This window comes from Kitasatospora sp. NPDC008115 (assembly GCF_042957205.1).
GTDB lineage: Bacteria > Actinomycetota > Actinomycetes > Streptomycetales > Streptomycetaceae > Kitasatospora.
Genome location: NZ_JBIBHU010000023.1, coordinates 39,985 through 59,223, shown reverse-complemented (window position 1 = coordinate 59,223; position 19,239 = coordinate 39,985). Strand labels below are relative to the sequence as shown.

Annotated in this window: 15 protein-coding genes; 8 read left to right on the top strand and 7 right to left on the bottom strand. The window is 75.0% G+C overall.

All coding sequences use genetic code 11. From position 1 onward, the window contains the following. Window positions 1–48 precede the first annotated feature (48 nt). On the top strand, window positions 49–573 hold the full coding sequence (locus tag ACFZBX_RS26560; RefSeq protein ID WP_391536295.1) for a MarR family winged helix-turn-helix transcriptional regulator: 525 nt from the start codon (window positions 49–51) through the stop codon (window positions 571–573). A 48-nt stretch (window positions 574–621) separates the two neighbouring features. Here the strand turns inward: ACFZBX_RS26560 and meaB are convergent, their stop codons facing one another. Beyond that, a complete protein-coding gene (gene meaB / locus ACFZBX_RS26555; RefSeq protein WP_391536294.1) occupies window positions 622–1,578 on the bottom strand; it encodes a methylmalonyl Co-A mutase-associated GTPase MeaB in 957 nt (318 codons plus the stop codon). A 155-nt stretch (window positions 1,579–1,733) separates the two neighbouring features. Continuing rightward, on the bottom strand, window positions 1,734–2,927 hold the full coding sequence (locus ACFZBX_RS26550) for an acetyl-CoA C-acetyltransferase (RefSeq protein ID WP_391536293.1): 1,194 nt from the start codon (window positions 2,925–2,927) through the stop codon (window positions 1,734–1,736). A gap of 267 nt (window positions 2,928–3,194) precedes the next feature. Between ACFZBX_RS26550 and mce the strand changes: the two genes are divergently transcribed. From mce to ACFZBX_RS26535, 3 genes are all read left to right on the top strand, one after another. Continuing rightward, a complete protein-coding gene (mce, locus tag ACFZBX_RS26545; protein ID WP_350553093.1) occupies window positions 3,195–3,629 on the top strand; it encodes a methylmalonyl-CoA epimerase in 435 nt (144 codons plus the stop codon). Window positions 3,630–4,181: 552 nt separating this feature from the next. Further along, complete coding sequence (locus tag ACFZBX_RS26540; protein ID WP_391536292.1) at window positions 4,182–8,927, top strand: hypothetical protein; 4,746 nt, start codon at window positions 4,182–4,184, stop codon at window positions 8,925–8,927. A 107-nt stretch (window positions 8,928–9,034) separates the two neighbouring features. Continuing rightward, window positions 9,035–9,964, top strand: a complete 930-nt coding sequence (locus tag ACFZBX_RS26535; protein ID WP_380753222.1) for a cellulose-binding protein — start codon at window positions 9,035–9,037, stop codon at window positions 9,962–9,964. 58 nt (window positions 9,965–10,022) lie between these two features. On the opposite strand, the gene ACFZBX_RS26530 is transcribed toward ACFZBX_RS26535, so the two are convergent. Together ACFZBX_RS26530 and ACFZBX_RS26525 are read right to left on the bottom strand one after the other, a co-directional pair. Further along, a complete protein-coding gene (locus tag ACFZBX_RS26530) occupies window positions 10,023–10,343 on the bottom strand; it encodes a hypothetical protein (protein ID WP_391536291.1) in 321 nt (106 codons plus the stop codon). Beyond that, window positions 10,340–11,137, bottom strand: a complete 798-nt coding sequence (locus ACFZBX_RS26525; RefSeq protein WP_391536290.1) for an alpha/beta fold hydrolase — start codon at window positions 11,135–11,137, stop codon at window positions 10,340–10,342. Before ACFZBX_RS26525 ends, ACFZBX_RS26530 begins: the two co-directional genes overlap by 4 nt. Before the next feature lie 91 nt (window positions 11,138–11,228). Between ACFZBX_RS26525 and ACFZBX_RS26520 the strand changes: the two genes are divergently transcribed. After that, entirely contained in the window at window positions 11,229–12,233 is a 1,005-nt protein-coding gene (locus tag ACFZBX_RS26520) for an ABC transporter ATP-binding protein (protein ID WP_391536289.1), read from the top strand. Window position 12,234: 1 nt separating this feature from the next. Then, a complete protein-coding gene (locus tag ACFZBX_RS26515) occupies window positions 12,235–12,999 on the top strand; it encodes an ABC transporter permease subunit (RefSeq protein WP_391536288.1) in 765 nt (254 codons plus the stop codon). Between the two features lie 19 nt (window positions 13,000–13,018). Here ACFZBX_RS26515 and ACFZBX_RS26510 read toward each other — a convergent pair whose 3' ends face one another. Beyond that, window positions 13,019–13,342, bottom strand: a complete 324-nt coding sequence (locus tag ACFZBX_RS26510) for an ATP/GTP-binding protein (protein WP_391536287.1) — start codon at window positions 13,340–13,342, stop codon at window positions 13,019–13,021. A gap of 226 nt (window positions 13,343–13,568) precedes the next feature. On the opposite strand from ACFZBX_RS26510, the gene ACFZBX_RS26505 reads away from it, so the two are divergent. After that, window positions 13,569–14,882, top strand: coding sequence for an LLM class flavin-dependent oxidoreductase (locus tag ACFZBX_RS26505; protein WP_391536286.1), 1,314 nt, complete (start codon window positions 13,569–13,571; stop codon window positions 14,880–14,882). Window positions 14,883–15,046: 164 nt separating this feature from the next. Here ACFZBX_RS26505 and ACFZBX_RS26500 read toward each other — a convergent pair whose 3' ends face one another. Beyond that, window positions 15,047–15,439, bottom strand: a complete 393-nt coding sequence (locus ACFZBX_RS26500) for an SCO5389 family protein (protein ID WP_391536285.1) — start codon at window positions 15,437–15,439, stop codon at window positions 15,047–15,049. A gap of 508 nt (window positions 15,440–15,947) precedes the next feature. On the opposite strand from ACFZBX_RS26500, the gene nucS reads away from it, so the two are divergent. Then, a complete protein-coding gene (gene nucS, locus ACFZBX_RS26495; protein ID WP_391536284.1) occupies window positions 15,948–16,607 on the top strand; it encodes an endonuclease NucS in 660 nt (219 codons plus the stop codon). A 9-nt stretch (window positions 16,608–16,616) separates the two neighbouring features. On the opposite strand, the gene ACFZBX_RS26490 is transcribed toward nucS, so the two are convergent. Continuing rightward, the gene (locus ACFZBX_RS26490; protein ID WP_391536283.1) at window positions 16,617–19,064 is read right to left on the bottom strand and encodes an ATP-binding protein; all 2,448 of its coding nucleotides are present in this window, start codon (window positions 19,062–19,064) and stop codon (window positions 16,617–16,619) included. Window positions 19,065–19,239 lie beyond the last annotated feature (175 nt).

Sequence of the window (19,239 nt, the reverse complement as noted above, 5' to 3'; positions counted from 1 at the left end):
ACCCGGCAAAGTCGTACAACATTGAACTAAATGCGGTATCCTGGGGCCATGGAGACGCACACGATCGACCCCGCCGACATCTCTGCCCCGCCGTCCGAGCGGTCCGAGGAGGAGACCCCCTGGCTGACCGCCCGGGAGCAGCGGTTGTGGCGCGCCCACCTGGAGGTCGCCAAGCTGCTGGACTACCAGCTCAGCCGTGAGCTCCAGCCGCACAACCTGGCGATCAACGACTACGAGATCCTGGTCGTGCTCTCCGAGGCCCCCGAGCGGCGGATGCGGATGACCGACCTGGCCACCGCCACCCTCCAGTCGAAGAGCCGGCTCTCGCACCAGATCACCCGGATGGAGAACGCCGGCCTGGTGCTGCGCCAGGAGTGTCCCGGCGACCGCCGCGGCCTCTACGCCCACCTCACCGAGCAGGGCTGGGAGACCATGCAGCGGGTCGCCCCCTGCCATGTGCGCAGCGTCCGGGCCCACTTCATCGACCGCTTCTCCCCCGAGCAGCTCGACGCGATGTACGAGGCGCTGGCGCCCGTCGCCGAGCACCTGCGGGGCCTGCGCGGCCGCGGCTGAGCGGACGGGCCGGAGGCCGGCACCCACGTGCGGGGTGCCGGCCTCCGGTCAGTGCGCGGTCAGCCCGGCCACCAGCCGGTCGGCGGCACCGTACGGGTCCAGCCCGCCGGCCACCACCTGCTCGGCCAGGGTGACCAGGTGCCGGTCGCCGTGCAGGTCGCCGATCCGGGCGCGCAGCGCGGCCAGCGCGATCGCCTCGATCTCGTCGGCGGCCCGCCGCCGGCGCCGCACGGCCAGCTCGCCGTGCTCGTCCAGCCAGGCGCGGTGCTTCTCCAACGCCTCGACCACCTCGTCCACGCCCTCGCCCCGGGCCGCGACGGTCTTCACGATCGGCGGGCGCCAGTCCCCCGCCTCGCGGGCCTCGCCCAGGCCCAGCATGTGGTTCAGCTCCCTGGCGGTGGCGTCGGCGCCGTCCCGGTCGGCCTTGTTCACCACGAACACGTCGCCGATCTCCAGGATCCCGGCCTTGGCGGCCTGGATGCCGTCGCCCATCCCGGGGGCGAGCAGCACCACCGTGGTGTCGGCCTGCGCGGCGATCTCCACCTCGGACTGGCCGACGCCGACCGTCTCCACCAGGATCACGTCGCAGCCGGCCGCGTCCAGCACCCGCAGCGCCTGCGGGGCCGCCCAGGAGAGGCCGCCGAGGTGGCCGCGGGTGGCCATCGAGCGGATGAACACCTCGGGGTCGGTGGCGTGGTCCTGCATCCGGACCCGGTCGCCGAGCAGGGCGCCGCCGGAGAACGGCGAGGACGGGTCGACCGCCAGCACGCCGACCCGCTTGCCCAGCCGCCGGTAGGCGGAGACCAGCGCCGAGGTGGAGGTGGACTTGCCCACGCCCGGCGAGCCGGTCAGGCCCACCGTGTAGGCCTGACCGGTGTACGGCGCCAGCGCGGCCATCACCTCGCGCAGCTCGGGCGCGGCGTTCTCGACCAGCGAGATCAGGCGGGCGACCGCCCGCGGACGGCCCTGCCGGGCCTGCTCGACCAGGGTCGGCACATCGATCATCTGTGACTGCTCCTTGCGCCGAGGGGCCACGGCCCGGTGGGCGTGTCTGACCATTCCCGCCGGGCGCGCGACGCCAGGGCACGCACCTCGCCGCGAATGGTCAGACACGCCCGTGGCGGTCCGCAGCCCCGGAAGTTCGGTCGTTGCGTCGGTCGTCAGGCCTTGGGCACCCGGACGATCAGCGCGTCGCCCTGGCCGCCGCCGCCGCAGAGCGCGGCCGCGCCGACGCCGCCGCCGCGGCGCTGCAGCTCCAGCGCCAGGTGCAGCACCACGCGGGCGCCGGACATGCCGATCGGGTGGCCGAGCGCGATGGCGCCGCCGTTGACGTTGACGATCTCGGAGGAGACGCCGAGGTCCTTCGTCGACTGGTGGGCGACGGCGGCGAAGGCCTCGTTGATCTCGATCAGGTCGAGGTCCCCGACGGCGATGCCCTCCTTGGCGACCGCGTGCCTGATCGCGTTGGACGGCTGCGACTGCAGCGAGTTGTCCGGGCCGGCGACGTTGCCGTGCGCGCCGATCTCGGCGATCCAGCTCAGGCCCAGCTCCTCGGCCTTGGCCTTGCTCATCACGACCACGGCGGCGGCGCCGTCCGAGATCTGCGAGGAGGTGCCGGCGGTGATGGTGCCGTCCTTGGTGAACGCCGGGCGCAGCTTGGCCAGGCCCTCGACGGTGGTGTCGGCGCGGATGCCCTCGTCCTGGCTGAACACGACGGGCTCGCCGCGGCGCTGCGGGATCTCCACCGGGACGATCTCGGCGTCGAAGACACCGTCGGCCTGCGCCTTGGCGGCCCGCTGGTGCGAGGCGGCGGCGATCTCGTCCTGGACGTCGCGCGGGATGCCGAGGCGGGTGTTGTGCTTCTCGGTGGACTCGCCCATCGGGATGTTCTCGTAGGCGTCGGTCAGGCCGTCGTGCGCCATCGCGTCGAGCAGCTCGATCGCGCCGTACTTGTAGCCCTCGCGGGACTTCGGCAGCAGGTGCGGGGCGTTGGTCATGGACTCCTGGCCGCCGGCCACCACGACGTCGAACTCGCCGGCCCGGATCAGCTGGTCGGCCAGCGCGATGGCGTCCAGGCCGGAGAGGCACACCTTGTTGATGGTGAGCGCCGGGACGTTCATCGGGATGCCGGCCTTGACGGCGGCCTGGCGGGCCGGGATCTGGCCGGCGCCGGCCTGGAGGACCTGGCCCATGATCACGTACTGGACCTGCTCGCCGGTGATGCCGGCCCGCTCCAGCGCGGCCTTGATCGCGAAGGCGCCGAGCTCGGCACCGGAGAAGCCCTTGAGGGAGCCGAGCAGCCGGCCCATCGGGGTCCGCGCCCCGGCAACGATCACTGAGGTGGTGTTGGTCATGGGACGAGCCCCTTCGCACGTCGTGGCCAGGTGGAGGATTCCGCTCAATGTACTGACCTGTTACCCGCCCGTCAGCGGACCCAAGATGTGATCGAGCGCACTCGGACTTGTCCGGCACCATCCAGTCAACACCGTGCCGCGCCGATCCGGGTGAACCCCGCCACCCCGGCCGTGTGAGCAGATTCGCACCCCGATCACTGGCGCCGCCGTCCGGCATGCGCTGCACTGTTGCCGTCCTGTCGCACCAGCCCCAGACCGGAGGCCCCCGTGCTCACCCGCATCGACCACATCGGCATCGCCTGCCGCGACCTCGACAAGACGGTCGAGTTCTACCGCGCCACCTACGGCTTCGAGGTCTTCCACAGCGAGGTCAACGAGGAGCAGGGCGTCCGCGAGGCCATGCTCAAGATCAACGACACCGGCGACGGCGGCGCCTCCTACCTCCAGCTCCTGGAGCCGATCCGCGAGGACTCCCCGGTCGGCAAGTGGCTGGCGAAGAACGGCGAGGGCGTCCACCACATCGCCTTCGGCACCGCCGACGTCGACACCGATTCCGAGGAGATCCGGGCCAAGGGCGTGCGGGTCCTCTACGAGCAGCCGCGCACCGGCTCGATGGGCTCGCGGATCACCTTCCTGCACCCCAAGGACTGCGGCGGGGTGCTGACCGAGCTGGTCACCGCCGCCGGGCCCGACGCCCACTGAGGTCCGCCGCCGCGCGGGGCGGCAACCGCCCGTCCGCCGCCCCGCCGCCCTCATGACCCGTCAGTAATCTCACCGGGCAACCCGGAAAACCCCCACGCGGCCATTCCCCCGCAGGACGCTCCCACTACAATGCCCAGGTGCGCGAAGACTCCGGGGGACGGGGACGACGGGCACGGCCGAAGACAGGCCCGTCCGCCCCGGTGGGAGGCCCGTCGCAGGGGAGTCCATTACGCGGGCACGGCTGAACAGTCGCAAGACGGATCTGTCACCATTCTCCACAAGGCAAGAGTTCGCCCAGGAGTCCACCCGGACGGGGGAATGCGGATCGACCGCGCTCCCACGCCCCAGGACTCCGACACCGCGGCGGGCGTCCCCGGCTAGGCGAGGGGCGTCCGGACGGCCGCGGATGCAAGGACCAGTCGGACCGTGCCCGGACAACGGGAGCGCGGACCGGCCGGGTCGAGGACGCAACCAGGAGATGGATGGGACCGCGGAGTGCGGGGCTACGACCGCTACGAGGTTGACGATCACCTCTCCCAGTTCGAGGCCGAGATGGATCGGACTCGGAAGGAGCGGGACAAGGCAGTCGAGCATGCCGAGGACCTCGCCTACCAGGTGGAGGTGCTCCGGGCCAAGCTGCACGAGTCCCGCCGCATGCTCGCCCAGCCGCGCGCCTTCGACGCCGTGTCCGGCCAGGCCGAGCAGATGCTCCGCACCGCCGAGATGCAGGCCCAGCAGCTGCGCGCCGACGCCGAGCGCCAGCTGCGCGACTCCCAGGCCGCCACCCAGCGGATCATGGCCGAGGCCGCCGAGCGCACCGCCCGGCTGGAGGCCGAGCTGGCCGCCCGCCGCCGCCAGCTGGAGGAGGAGCTCGCCGAGCTGCGGCGCAGCGCCGAGCAGCACGTCAACGAGAACGTCAACTGGGCCGAGCAGACCCGGGCCGGCACCGAGCAGGAGGCCCAGCGCCTGCTCCAGGAGGCGCGCGCCGAGTCCGATCGGATGATGGCCGCGGCCCGCGCCGAGGCCGCCGCGCTGTCCGACCAGGCCCGCGCGCAGACCGCCGCCGACGTGGACGCCGCCCGCGGTGAGGCCCAGGCCGCCGCCGAGGCCGCCCTCCAGCGCGCCCAGAGCGACGCCGAACGGCTGCTGCGCGCCGCCTCCGAGCAGGCCCAGCAGGCCGGCGCCCAGGCCGCCGCCGACGTGGACGCCGCCCGTGGCGAGGCCCAACAGCAGCTGGCCGCCGCGCACGCCGCCGCCGAGCAGCAGCTGGCGGCCGCCCGGGCCGAGATCGGCCGGCTCAAGGAGACCGCCGCCGCCGAGCAGACCCGCGCCCGGCAGGAGCTGGACCACGCCCAGGCGGAGATAGCACGGCTGCGCGCCGAGGCCGTCGCCGAGGCCGAGCGCGCCCGCCAGGAGGCCGCCGAGCTGCGCGCCCGGGCGGAGGCCGCCGCCGAGCGGCTGCAGGCCGACGCCGAGGCCGCCGCCGAGCGGAAGGTCGCCGACGGCGAGGCCGCCAGCGAGCAGCGCTCGCAGACCGCCCGCGCCGAGGTGGCCCGGATGGTCGCCCAGGCCACCAAGGAGGCCGACGCGATCCGCGCCGAGGCCGCCACCAAGCAGGCCGAGGCGGAGGCCGCCAAGGCCGCCGCCGCCGAGGAGAGCGAGCGGCTGCGCGCCACCGCCGAGTCGGTGGCCGGTCAGCTGCGCGCCGAGGCCGAGGCCGCGATCGCCGAGCTGCGCGCCCAGGCCGACCGGGACGTCGCCGAGCTGCGGGCGCAGGCCGAGGCCGCCGCCGGGCAGCTGCGCGGCGAGGCCGAGGAGGCCGGCCGGGCGGCCGGTGCCAAGGAGGCCGCCGCCCATCTGGCCAAGGCCGCCAAGACCGCCGAGGAGATGCTCGACCGGGCAGGCCAGGACGCCGAGACCGCCCGCACCGGGGCCACCTCCGAGGCCGAGCGGATCCGCGCCGAGGCGGCCGCCGAGGCGGAGCGGCTGCGCGAGCAGGCGCAGGCCGCCGTCGAGGCCGCCCAGAACGCCGCCCTGGACGACGCCGCCGCGGTCCGCGAGCGGATCCAGGAGATGCAGGACGAGGCCGCCCGGCTGCGCGCCGAGGCGGAGGAGCTGCGCTCCCAGGCCGCCGCCGAGGCCGACCGGGTGCGCGGCGAGGCCCGCCGGCAGGCGGTGCTGCAGATCGAGGAGTCGGCGAAGAGCGCCGAGGAGCTGCTCACCAGGGCCAAGGCCGACGCGGACGAGCTGCGCGCCGGCGCCGCCGCCGAGATCGAGCGCCTGCGCGAGCAGGCCAAGGAGCAGGCCGCCGAGACCCAGGGCCGCGCCGAGCAGACCCTGGAGCGGGCCCGCGCCGAGGCCTCGAAGACCACCGCCGCCGCCGAGCAGCAGGGCCGGGACGCGCTCACCGCGGCCAAGGCCGCGGCCGCCGAGAACCGGGCCGCCGCCGAGCGCGAGACCATCGAACTGCGCCGCGAGGCAACCGAGTTCGACCAGCGGGTGCGCGCCGAGGCGAGCGCCGCCGCGGAGGCGCTGCGGACCGACGCCCAGGCCGGGGCGAGCGCCGTGCGCGACGCCGCGGTGGCCGACGCCGAGCGGGTGCGCACCGAGGCCGACACCGAGGCCGCCAGGGCCAGGGCCGAGGCCGAGGCCGCCGCCGAGGCGCTGCGCGAGGAGAGCCGGCGCGAGCGCGAGGAGGCCTCCGCCGGGCTGCGCCGGGAGCGCGAGGAGACCGCCGAGCAGCTGTCCGCGGCCACGGCCGCGCGTGAGCAGGCCGAGACCGCCGCCACGGAGCTGACGGAACGCACCGCCGCCGAGGCCGCCGCCGTCCGCGAGGCCGCCGACGCCCACGCCGAACACGTCCGCACCGAAGCCGAAACCGCCGCCGCCGACCTCACCGAACGCACCACCACCGAAACCGCCCGCCTCCAGGCCGAAGCCGAACGCGCCCTCGAAGCCGCCGAAACCGCCGCCGAACAGCGCCGCGCCGAAGCCGAAGCCACCGCTACGGAGCTGACGGAGCGCACTGCCGCCGAGGCCGCCGCCGTCCGCGAGGCCGCCGACGCCCACGCCGAACACGTCCGCACCGAAGCCGAAACCGCCGCCACGGAGCTGACGGAACGCACCGCCGCCGAGGCCGCCGCCGTCCGCGAGGCCGCCGACGCCCACGCCGAACACGTCCGCACCGAGGCCGAAACCGCCGCCGCCGACCTCACCGAACGCACCACCACCGAAACCGCCCGCCTCCAGGCCGAAGCCGAACGCGCCCTCGAAGCCGCCGAAACCGCCGCCGAACAGCGCCGCGCCGAAGCCGAAGCCACCGCCAAGGAACTGCGCGAGCGGGGCGCGGCCGAGCTGGCGCTCGCCGAGGAGCAGGCCGGGACGGTGCGCGCCGAGGCCGGCCGCGAGCTGTCCGAGGCCCGCGCCACCGCCGCGGCGATCCGCGCCGAGGCCGGCGAGGAGCTGGAGCAGGCCCGGCGCGACGGCGAGGAGCTCGTCGAGGCCGGCCGGACCGAGGCCGCCGCGCTGGTCGAGACCGCCGAGGAGGAGGCCGCCGAGGTCCGCCAGTCGGTGGCCGGGCTGCACGAAACCGCCTCCCAGCAGATCGCCGAACTGCGGGCCGCCGCCGAGCGGGACGCCGAGGAGCTGCGCGAGCAGGCCGAGCAGGCCGCCGCCGAGGTGCGCGACACCGCCGACCGGGAGACCACCGAGCTGCGGGCGCTCGCCGATCGCGAGACGACCGAGCTGCGGGCGCTCGCCGACCGGGAGACCGCCGAGCTGCGGGCCGTCGCCGCGCAGGAGACGGCGCGGCTGCGCGAGAGCGTCGAGCGCGAGACCGCCGACCTGCGGGCCAGGACCGCCGCCGAGACGACCGCCCTGCGCGAGCAGACCGAGCTGGAGCTGGCCGCCGACCACGAGGCCGCCGAGCTGGAGCTGGCCCGCCGGCGCGCCGAGGCGCAGGCCTACGACGAGCAGTTGCGCGCCGAGGCCGAGGACACCCTGCGCGCCGCCCAGGAGGCCGCCGACCAGCAGCGCGCCGAGTCCGAGCAGCTGGCCGCCCGGACGGTGGCCGCAGGCGAGGAGCGGGCCGCCGCGACCGTCGCCGAGGCGGAGGAGTTCGCCGCCGCGCTGCGCGCCGAGGCCGAGGAGTACGCGCTCGCCACCCGCACCCTCGCCGACGAGTACGACACGGCCACCCACGGCCGCGCCGACGCCTACGACGCCGAGGTCCGCGAGGCCGCCGAGCAGTTCGACAAGTCCACCCGCGAGCGGGCCAAGTCCGTGCTGGAGAAGGCCTTCGCGGACGCCGAGTCGCTCGGCGAGGACGCCCGGACCACCGCGCTGGCCACCACCGCCGCCGCCGAGGAGCAGGCGGACGCGATGGTCGCCGCCGCCCGCAAGGAGGCCGGCCGGCTGGTCGCGGCCGGCGAGGCCGCCGGGCAGGAGGCCGTCGAGAAGGGCCGGGCCGACGCCGACGCGCTGCTCTCCGAGGCCCGCCGGGACGCCACCGCGATCCGCGAGCGCGCCGAGGAGCTGCGCGAGCGCACCGACGCCGAGGTGGAGGCCCTGCACGAGCGCGCCCGCAAGGAGAACGCGCAGGCCATGAAGTCGGCCGGTGAGCGGGTGGACGCGCTGGTGACGGCCGCCCAGGAGCAGCTGACCGAGGCCGAGGAGCAGGCGGTGGCCACCGTCGCCGAGGCCGAGGACCGGGCCGCGGCGCTGGTCGCGGCCGCCGAGGACCGGGCCAACGAGCTGACCTCGGAGGCGTCCGCCGAGGCCAGCAAGGTCCGGCTGTCGGCCGTCCGCAAGGCCGAGGGCCTGCTGAAGGAGGCCGAGACCAAGCTCGCCAGCTCCACCGACCGCGCCGAGGCCCTGATCATCAAGGCCGAGGCCAAGCTGAAGTCCTCTCAGGACGAGGCGGAGGAGCGGCTGGAGACCGCGTCGGCCGAGGCCGAGAAGCGGGTGCGGGCCGCCGACCGGGCCGCCGAGGAGCAGGTCGAACTGGCGAAGGCGGAGGCCGAGCGGCTGCTCGCCGAGGCGCGGGCCGAGGCGAAGCGGGCCACCGACGAGGGCCGGCGCGAGCTGGACGAACTGGTGCGCCGCCGCAAGGACATCAACACCGAGATCTCCAGGGTGCAGGACGTGCTGTCCGCCCTGGAGGCCTTCGAGGCGCCGTCACCGGTCGCGCAGGCCAACGGGGGAAGCAGCACCAAGAAGGACGGGGGTGCCAAGGCCGGTGCCGGGATTGGCTCTCCCCGGTCGGGTGGCAATCGCTCCAAGAACGCACCACCCGATTGAGCGGACATTGTCCGCGGGACAACGGCGTTTCGTCGCCGACACTCCGGTACCGTGTCAGGATTCCCTCAACCACCTCAGCGGTTTGACGACAGGAAGCCCAGAACCCCATGAGCGACAGTCACTCCCCTCACGGCTTCGACCTGGTGCGCCGTGGGTACGAGCGCGCCCAGGTCGACGAGCGGATCACCAAGCTGGTGGCCGACCGTGACAGTGCCTTGACCCGGATCAGCGCGCTCGAGAAGCGCATCGAGGAGCTCCACCTGGAGACCCAGACCGCCCAGGCGGCGGTCGCGGAGTCGGAGCCGTCGTACGCCGGTCTCGGTGCCCGGGTCGAGAAGATCCTGCGGCTCGCCGAGGAGGAGGCCAAGGACCTGCGCGAGGAGGCGCACCGCGCCGCCGAGCAGCACCGCGAGCTCGCCGAGGCGGCCTCCCAGCAGGTCCGCACCGAGGCCGAGAACTACGCCAAGGACCGCAAGGCCAAGGCGGAGGACGAGGGTCTGCGGATCGTCGACAAGGCCAAGAGCGACGCCGCCCAGCTGCGGGCCGAGGCCAACAAGGACGCCCAGAACAAGCGCGAGGAGGCGGACGCCCTCTTCGAGGAGACCCGCACCAAGGCCGCCCAGGCCGCGCTGGAGTTCGAGACCAACCTGGCCAAGCGCCGCGAGCAGTCCGAGCGCGACCTGGCCGCCCGTCAGGCCAAGGCCGAGAAGCGGCTGGCCGAGATCGAGCACCGCGCCGAGCAGCTGCGCCTGGAGGCCGAGAAGCTGCGCACCGACGCCGAGCGCCGCGCCCGCCAGACCGTCGAGACGGCCCAGCGCCAGTCCGAGGACATCGTGGCCGACGCCAACGCCAAGGCCGACCGCATCCGCAGCGAATCCGAGCGCGAGCTGGCGGCGCTCACCAACCGCCGCGACAGCATCAACGCCCAGCTGACCAACGTCCGCGAGATGCTGGCGACGCTGACCGGTGCGGCCGTGGCCGCCGCCTCGCTGCCGAACGACGACACCATGGGCGTGCCCGCCCAGCAGTCGCGCTGACCCGGCCCGCGAGCCAGGACGGCCCCCGCCCTCCCCGGGCGGGGGCCGTCCCGTTTCCTCAGCGCGGGTAGGCGCCGTCCGGGCGCTGGTGCCCGCAGCTCAGCTGGTTGCCCTCGTCGTCCGAGACCGTTCCGAACCACGAGGTGCACCAGACCGACACCGAGTCCGGCCAGTACTGCACCTCGAAGGGGTGCCCGGGGCCGTAGTCCCCGTACGAGGTGACGATGAACGTCTCCCCCGGGCGCAGCCAGTAGTCCTCGCCCAGCGGCTCCAGGGTCAGTTCGAGCAGCCCCTCGGCCCGGTTGGTCACCGGCACCCGGCCGGTCACCTCCAGCGCGGAGAAGTCCCAGCCGCCGGTCTCCGCCCGCTCCTCCCTCATCCCGCCGCCACCCGCTCCAGCAGCCGCAGCGCCACCGCGTCGAACGCCTCCGGCGCCTCGATCGCGCTCAGGTGGCCGACTCCGGGCAGCACCGTCAGCTCCGCGTCCGCCAGCGCCCGCGTCATCAGCTCCGCCTCGGCGAGCGGCATCAGCGCGTCCTGCGCGCCCGCCACCACGGCGGCCGGCACCCGGAGCCCGGCCAGCACGTCCAGGCGCTCCGGCCGGGCCGCCATGGCCCGCTGCGCCCAGGCGACGGCGGCCGGCGGGGCGGCGGCGATCAGCTCCTGCACCCGGTCGGCCAGGTGCTGCGAGCCCGGGGCGAGCTGGCCCTGCGCCATCCGCTCGTCGAGCAGCAGCCGGACGCTGTCGCGGGCCAGTACGGCGGAGGCGATCCGCTCCCGGTTCTCCCTGGCGGCCTGCGGGTCGGCGGTGGCCTTGGTGTTGGCCAGCAGCAGCCCGGCCAGCCGGTCGGGGTGGCGCTCGGCGAAGGCCATCGCCACGTAGCCGCCCATGGAGATCCCGCCGAGCACCGCGCGGTCGATCCCGGCGGCGTCCAGCAGCCGTACGACGTCGTCGGCCACCGCCTCCAGCGAGGGCTCCTCCGGGCCCAGCCCGGCACCGCCGAAGCCGCGCTGATCGGGGGCGATCACCCGGGCCCGGTCCCCGGCCGGGCCGGGCAGCGCGTCCAGTTGGGCGGACCACATGGCGGCGTTGAGCGGGAATGCGTGCAACAGCACGAGGGGTGTTCCGGTACCGCTCTCGCGGACCGACACTGCGGAGGGGAGCTGGGTCATGGGGCCACCGTATTCCGGTGGGCCCGGCGGGCCCACTCAGCGGGCTGACTTGTCCGCTTTGTCATACCCTGACGGAGAGTGAGGAGTCGCCATGATCGAGTTGCACGACCTGACCAAACGTTACGGCACGACGCTGGCCGTGGACCGGCTGAGCTTCAAGGTCCCGCAGGGGGTGGTCACCGGGTTCCTCGGGCCCAACGGCGCCGGGAAGTCCACCACCATGCGCATGATCCTCGACCTCGACCGCCCCACCGGCGGCCGCGTCACCATCGACGGCAAGAGATACGGACAGCTCAGCGAGCCGCTCAAGTACATCGGCGCGCTGCTGGAGGCCAAGGCCGTGCACCCCGGCCGCACCGCCCGCGACCACCTGCTCTGGCTCGCCCAGAGCAACCGGATCCCCGAGCGCCGGGTGGACGAGGTGCTCGCCCTGGTCGGCCTCACCCCGGTCGCCCGCAAGCGCGCCCGCGGCTTCTCGCTCGGCATGGGCCAGCGCCTGGGCATCGCCAGCGCGCTGCTCGGCGACCCGGAGATCGTCATGTTCGACGAACCGGTCAACGGCCTGGACCCGGAGGGCATCCTCTGGATCCGCAACCTCATGAAGCGCCTCGCCGCCGAGGGCCGCACCGTCTTCGTCTCCTCCCACCTGATGAGCGAGATGGCCGTCACCGCCGACCACCTGGTGGTCATCGGCAAGGGCCGGCTGCTCGCCGACCTGCCGATGGCCGAGTTCATCCGCCGCAACTCCCGCTCCGCCGTCCGGCTGCGCAGCCCGCAGCCCGAGCGGCTGCTCGACGTACTGGCCGGCGCCGGACTGCGGCACGAGGCCGGCCCGGACGGCTCCTACGAGGTGATCGACGGCGAACTCGCCGCGCTCGGCGAACTCGCCGCCGCGAACGGCGTGGTGCTGCACGAGCTCAGCCCGCAGCAGGCCTCGCTGGAGGAGGCGTTCATGCAGATGACGGCCGACGCGGTCGAGTACCACGCCGGTGACGGGCCGGGCCGCGACGCGGCCGGCGCACCCGGCGCCTGGGGCGCCGACTGGCAGGGCGGCCGGACCGGACGGCCCGCCCCCCGCAGCACGGAGGAGAACTGAGATGGCGTCCTTCCCCGCGGTCCTGCGCTCCGAGTGGACCAAGATCCGCAGCGTCCGCTCGACGGTCTGGACGCTCGCGCTGACCTTCGTGGTCACCCTCGTCGTCGGCGCGCTGCTGTCCCTGCTCACCAACAACAACTTCGAGGAGTTCGCGAGCGAGGACTCGCCCTTCGACGCCACCGGCACCGCCTTCGCCGGCATCATGCTCGGCGAGCTGGCGATCATCGTGTTCGGCGTGCTGGCGGTCGGCAACGAGTACAGCAGCGGGATGATCCGGGTCACCCTGGCCGCCGTCCCGCAGCGCGGCACCCTGCTCACCGGCAAGGCCGTGGTGCTCGGCACGCTCGCGCTGGCCGTCTCGCTGGTGACGGCCTTCCTCACCTTCTTCGCCGGCCAGGCGCTGCTCGGCGACCACTCCACCTCGCTGGGCGAGCCGCATGTGCTGCGCGCGGTGTTCGGCGCCGCGCTCTACCTCACGATGCTCTGCCTGTTCTCGGCCGGCGTCACCGCGATGCTGCACAACCAGACGCTGGCGCTGGGCGTGCTGGTGCCGTTCTTCTTCCTGCTCTCGCCGATCCTCTCGGCGGTGCCGGGCGCCAAGACCGTCGCCCACTACTTCCCCGACTACGCCGGCTCCCGGATGCTGCTGGTCTACGAGCAGCACGACCAGCCGTACGGCCCCTGGGCGGGCTTCGTCATCTGCCTCGCCTGGACGCTCGCCGCGCTGGTCGGCGGGGCGCTGGTGCTGAAGAAGCGCGACGCCTGACGGCGCCGGTCAGGTCAGGTCAGTACCGGGGGGCGCCGCGGCCGCGGAGCAGGTTCGAGGCCCGGCGCTCGCGCGCGGACCAGCAGGCCCGGTGCCAGTGCCGGCGGTCGTCCACCCCGGCGCCGTGCAGCGGCCAGGCCACCACATGGCCCGTCCCGGGCGGGATCTCCTGGTCGCAGCCCGGGCAGCGGTAGTACCGGCCGGCCGTGCCGGCGACCGTCTGCACCACCCAGTCGTCGCCCTGGTAGTTCTCGGTCCGGCGCATCGAGCCGCCCAGCGGTGCGGCCGGCTCCGCCGGGTCGCGGTCGGCGGCGCTCTTGATCCGGTTGCGTCGGGGCGACACGGCGGCTACCTCTCTACGGGTTGCGGGAACCGTTCCAGCCTACGGCCGGTCACCACCCATCCGGGCCACTATCACGGCATCGGGGGATGATCGGGTGTTTCCCCCGAGATCCACCCGTTTCTCCGGGAAATTGGTGCGCCGACGTGCCATTGGCACATGACATCGGCTACTCACGAGGGGACAGGCGGGGCCCGCAGACCCTGCGCGCACCCGAGGAGGCCTCAGAATGACCAGAACCAGCGCCCGCGCCGAGACCCGCCGGCCCGTCGGCGTCCGCCCGCCGGCCCCCGGCCCGACGCTGACCGCCGCCGGCGGCACGGCCGTCACCGCCGGCACCCCGCTGCCGTCCGCCCAGCGCGCCGGCACCGCCACCGCGGACACCGCACCCGTCCGGGTCGGCGCGTTCCTGCTCTCCGCGCAGTTCCCCGGCCAGACGCACGGCGAGGCACTGGACCGCACCGTGCGCGCCGCCGTCGCGGCCGAGCAGGCGGGACTGGACAGCGTCTGGCTGGCCGAGCACCACTTCGTCCCGTACGGGGTCTGCCCGAACGCCGCCACACTGGCCGCGCTGCTGCTCGGCCGCACCCGGCGGATCGGCGTCGGCACGGCGGTCAGCGTGCTCTCCACCACCCACCCGGTGACCCTCGGCGAACAGGCCGCGCTGCTCCACCTCACCTCCGGCGGACGCTTCACGCTCGGAGTGGGCCGCGGCGGCCCGTGGATCGACCTGGACGTCTTCGGCGGCGGCGTGGACGCCTTCGAGGGGGGCTTCCCCGAGCGGCTCGACCTGCTGCTGCGCTGGCTGCGCGGCTCCCGGGTGGGCGCGGCCGGACCGCAGTTCAGCTTCCCCGAGGTCGCCGTGGTGCCCCGGGCCACCGAGCCGCCCCGGCGCCCCGACCTCGGCGCCTGGCTGGGCCTCGACGACCGGACCGGCGTCCTGCGCTTCCCGCGTCAGCGCCAGGACGCCGACGGCCCCGCCGCCGAACAGCTCACCACCGCCGGGCGCCCGCCGGCCGGACCGCCGGTGATCGTCGCCTGCACCTCGCCCGGCGGGGTCCGCACCGCCGCCGAACGCGGCCTGCCGATGCTGCTCGGCATGCACTCCGGCGACGAGGACAAGCTGCACATGCTGGAGCTGTATCGTTCCGCCTGGCTGGCGGCCGGACGCGGCGAGGAGCAGTTGCGCCGGGTCAGCCGCCAGCACGTCGCGGCCGGGGTGGCCCAGGTCGACGACCGCACCTCGGCCGCCCGGGCCACCCTGCTGCGCGCGATGCCCGGCTGGTTCGAGTTCGGGCTCGGCGCGCACCGCACGGTGGACGGCCGGGAGCGCAAGATGCGCGACCCTCGTCAGTACACCGAACTGCTCTGCGACCTGCACGCGGTCGGGACGCCCCAGCAGTGCGCCGACCGGCTCCTGGCCACCGCCGAGCGGACCGGCATCCGCCGCTTCGCGCTGCTCGCCGAGGGCAGCGGTGACCGGGAGGCGACCCTGCACAACATCGCCCGGCTCGGCTCCGAGGTCCTACCTCAGCTGGGCTGAGGCACCCTTCATGCACGTGCCCGCCCGAGCACACGTTGCCCGCCCCGAGCCGAAGGGGCGCGCCGGTGCCGAAAGGGAGGAGCGACAGGCGACCGACGGAGGAGGGAGTGCCGGAGCGGCGACCGTCGGCGCCGGACAGGAGCGCCCCGGAGGCGAGCGGGCGATCAACAGTCCCTGAGCTCGTCGGACTGGTTGAGCAGTTGTTCGCGGACCGAGGTGAAGCGTTCGTAGCGCTTCTTGTTGGCGGAGGACGGCCGGAACACCGCCACCCGGTGACAGTTCTGGAAGGCCAGCTCGACACCGAAATGCCGCTCCAGGGCACCGCGGATGGCATTGCTGGCGAGCGCCCGCAGGAGCTGGCCGCGGGCCTGCTCGCTGGGCGGCGGTACCTGGTTGTCGGCGAAGTCGGTGCCGTCGACCTTCGTCTGGGCGACCAGCGAGCTGATCAGGTCCCAGGCGTACGGCAGGGAGACGCGGACGCAGTCGACGAACTCCCGCTCGTCGACCTCGTCCCGCTCGGCCTTCTCCAGCAGGGCCGGTGAGACGTCGAGCGACATGGGTTCTCCTCTCGCGGTCCACCCGCGCGGCGCCCGGGTGGTGATGCGTAGTCCAAGTCCAAGCTGAGGGTGAGGGTGGGCGCGTAGGTGTCCGGAGCACCGTCGGACGGGTGTGACGCCGTCGGACGGCCGGGTTTCCGGCACCGCGCCGACGCGGGGGCGCCGTCGACCGCTGAGGGACGTTGGCCGGGGGCGCCTGCCGCTCAGAACAGCGTGGCAGTCAACGACGAGCCAGGCCGGTGATTCCTGCGGATTGCTCCGGGAATGCGCCCGGGTGCACCACATTGGCCGGATCCTGTCGGATCGTTCATCTGAAGTCTCCATCCCCGTTGACAGCGCTCCCGCAAGCAATCCGTCACACACCGTAGCGGCCTATGGTGGTGGCCGCCAGGGTGCCGACAGGCTTTCGCGGGATCGCAGGCCATCCATGGTGGCGGGGTTCGCGGATTCTTCACCCGGTCGTCGTGGAATCGCATCAACTGGCCCCGGTGGGCTAGCGTGGTCGACCGTGCGTCTCGTAATTGCCCGCTGCTCAGTCGACTATGCCGGTCGGCTCTCCGCCCATCTGCCCTCCGCCACCAGGCTCATCCTGGTCAAGGCCGACGGCAGCGTCAGCATCCACGCCGACGACCGCGCCTACAAGCCGCTCAACTGGATGTCCCCGCCGTGCGCCCTCAAGGAGGCCGACGGGGTCTGGACGGTGGAGAACAAGGCCGGCGAGAAGCTCATCATCACGCTGGAGGAGGTGCTGCACGACTCCTCGCACGAACTCGGCGTGGACCCCGGTCTGATCAAGGACGGCGTCGAGGCGCACCTCCAGGAACTGCTCGCGGACCGGATGGAGGTGCTCGGCTCAGGCTGGTCGCTGATCCGCCGCGAGTACCCGACCGCGATCGGCCCGGTGGACATCCTGTGCCGGGACTCGGACGGCGCGACCGTCGCCGTCGAGATCAAGCGGCGCGGCGAGATCGACGGCGTCGAGCAGCTCACCCGGTACCTGGAGCTGCTCAACCGGGACCCGCTGCTGGCGCCGGTGAAGGGCGTCTTCGCCGCGCAGGAGATCAAGCCGCAGGCGCGCGTGCTGGCCACCGACCGCGGCATCGGCTGCGTGGTGCTGGACTACGACGAGCTGCGCGGCATCGACGACGACAAGCTGAAGCTGTTCTGACCCGGCCGGTCACGGACCGGACGGCGACGGAGCCGTAGTGGACGCCGTCGGGCTCGCCGAGCCCGGCGGCGTCTCCGTTTGCGTGGGCGTCGGGGTCGTCGTCGGGGGCTGGGTGGGCGCGGTCGGCGTCGTGACGGGCGGGCTGGTCTCGCCGGTCGGCGGGGTGCCGCCGCCGGTGCCGCCGGTGCTCCCGGTCGTACCGCCGGTGTTCGTACCGCCGGTGGTCGTCCCGCCGCCACCGCTCGTGCCGCCCCCGGTCGTCCCGCCGCCCGAGGTGCCACCGCCCGACGTACCGCCGTCGGAGCCGCCCGCCGGGGGCTGCGGCGGGTTGGGGACCGGCGGCTGCGTCGGGGCCGCGGTGGTGCTCTCCCCCGGGCCCGGAGAACGGCTCGGCTTCCTCGACGCGGACGCCGACGGCGAGCCGGCCGGCGTCCGGGAGGCGGTCGGGCCGCTCGGCGCGGGCTCCTCCGCCGGTTCCTCGGACTCCGGCGCGCCGGTCCCCTCCGCGGGCGCGTCGACGGGCGGCGCGACGGGTGAGGACGGCGAGGACGGCGACGGCCGGGGCGTGGTGGAGCGCGGCGAGGCGCCCGCGCCGGGCAGGACGGAGCCGTCGTCGCTGCTGCTGTGCGGGTCGCGGCCCTGGTCCTCGCCGCCCACGGTCATCCCCACCGCCGTGCCGAGCACGCCCAGCGCCAGGACCGCCGCCGAGGCGGCGATCGCCGTGCGCCGGTTCCCGAGCCGCACCGGCACCCGGGCGATGGCCCGCAGCCCGGGCCGGCGCACCGGCGCCGCCTTGGCCGGCGCGGCGGGCGGCAGCTGCCGGCCCTCGGCGCGCAGCAGGTCGAGCATCCGGCGCGCCCCGGCCACCCCTCGCGCCTCGCCGAGCGCGCCGCGCAGCGCCAGCGCGGCCTCCAACTCGGCGGTGGCCCGGCCGGGTTCGTGGACGCAGACGGCGTACACGCCGAGCTCGTGGTGGAACCAGGCCTCGTCGGCCCTGGCACCGGTCCGCCGGGCGGCCTCCAGGCCGAGCCGCAGGGCGCGCTCCCAGGCCCCCCAGCGCAGCGCCAGCGCCAGCGCGGGGGCCGCGGCGCGGGCCAGCCGCAGCACCGCCTCGTGCCGTCCGGCGGCCTGGTCGGCGAGCAGGGCGCCGACCACCACCTCGGCCTCGGCGGCGATCTGCGGCAGCGAGACCGAGGAGTGGCCGACCCACCAGGCGAAGTGCTGGGCGGCGCCGTCGGCGCTGCCGCGGGCCGGCCAGTGCGGGGCGAGCAGTTCCAGCGCCCCGGCGGTGAGCCGGTGGTGGCCGCCGATCGGGGCGGCGAGCCCGGCGTCGGCGAGTTCGGCGAGCGCGCTCTCGCCCTGGCCGACGTCGATCAGCGCGGGCAGGTGCGGCGCGGTCGGGCACTCGCCGCCGAGCGCCACGGCGAGCCGCAGCACGGCCTGCGCGGTCTCGCTCAGCCCCTCGGCGAGCCGGACGGCGGGCCGGGTGGACTCGGCGACCGAGGGCAGCGGCACGGTGTCGCGCAGCGCGGCCTCGCGGACCGCCGGGTCGGGGTCGTGGACGGGCTCCTTCACCGCGCCGAAGACGTCCATCCGGTCGTCCTCGGCGGCGACCAGCGCGTCCACCTCGACGTCCCGCTGGCGCAGCAGTGCGGCGGCCTGCACGAAGCGCAGCGGCAGGCCCTCGGACTCGAACCAGAGGTCGACCGCCCAGGCCTTCTCGGCGGCGTCCAGCGGCCGCCCGGCCAGCCGGGCGGCGAGGGCCAGGCAGGCGGGCCGGGAGAGGCCGGCGACCAGGTGGTCCCGGAGCCGGGAGTCCGCCGGGAGCAGCGGGCTGTCGGGGGCGACGGAGATCAGGAAGGCGCTGTCGGGGGCGGCGCCGAGCACCGCCTCCAGTTCGGCGCCGTCGGGCGCGACCTCGTCGATGACGACGATCGCGCTGACCCGGGCGAGGTGCTCGACGAGCTGCCCCGGGTCGGGGCGGTAGCCGGGGGCGTGGTGGGTGGCCGCGAAGAGGTCCTGGAGCAGGTCGGCGGCGGTGCGGCGGTGGCCGCAGAGCCGGACCACGCCGTCGGGGGCGAGGTCGCCGGCCGCCGCGGCGACGGCGGACAGCAGGGCGCTGCGGCCGGAGCCGGCCTGGCCGACCAGGCGTATCGAGCGGCCTTCGGCGAGCAGGGCGAGCAGTTGGGCCAGGTCCGCCTCGCGGTCGAGCAGCGGCAGGTCGGCGGGTCCGGCGCCGAGGGCGAGCGGGCCGACCTGGCGGCCGGTGTCGCCGGCCGGGCCGCGGGCGGGCGCGGCGGGGCCGGTGCGGCGGGGCCGGGGGCGCCACTCCTCGGGGCAGGGGCGCACCTCGGAGCCCTCCGGGCCGCCGATGGTCACCAGCAGTCCCCCCGAGACCAGTTCACCGCTCCGGGTGCGCACGGACTCCTGCCGGAAGTCACCGGTTGGCTGTGCCACGTTCTGCTCCGCCCCACGCTCGCGCCGTCAACCCCTGCCGGCCGGCGCCCCGGCGAGGCCGGGCCGCGCGGGCCGTGTCCTGACGCCAGACTCTCGCACATCCGCCCCCGCCCGCGCAGCGCCGTGCCCCGACGGCTCCCGGGTCCGGGGCCGACGGGCGGTCAGAGGGCGGCCG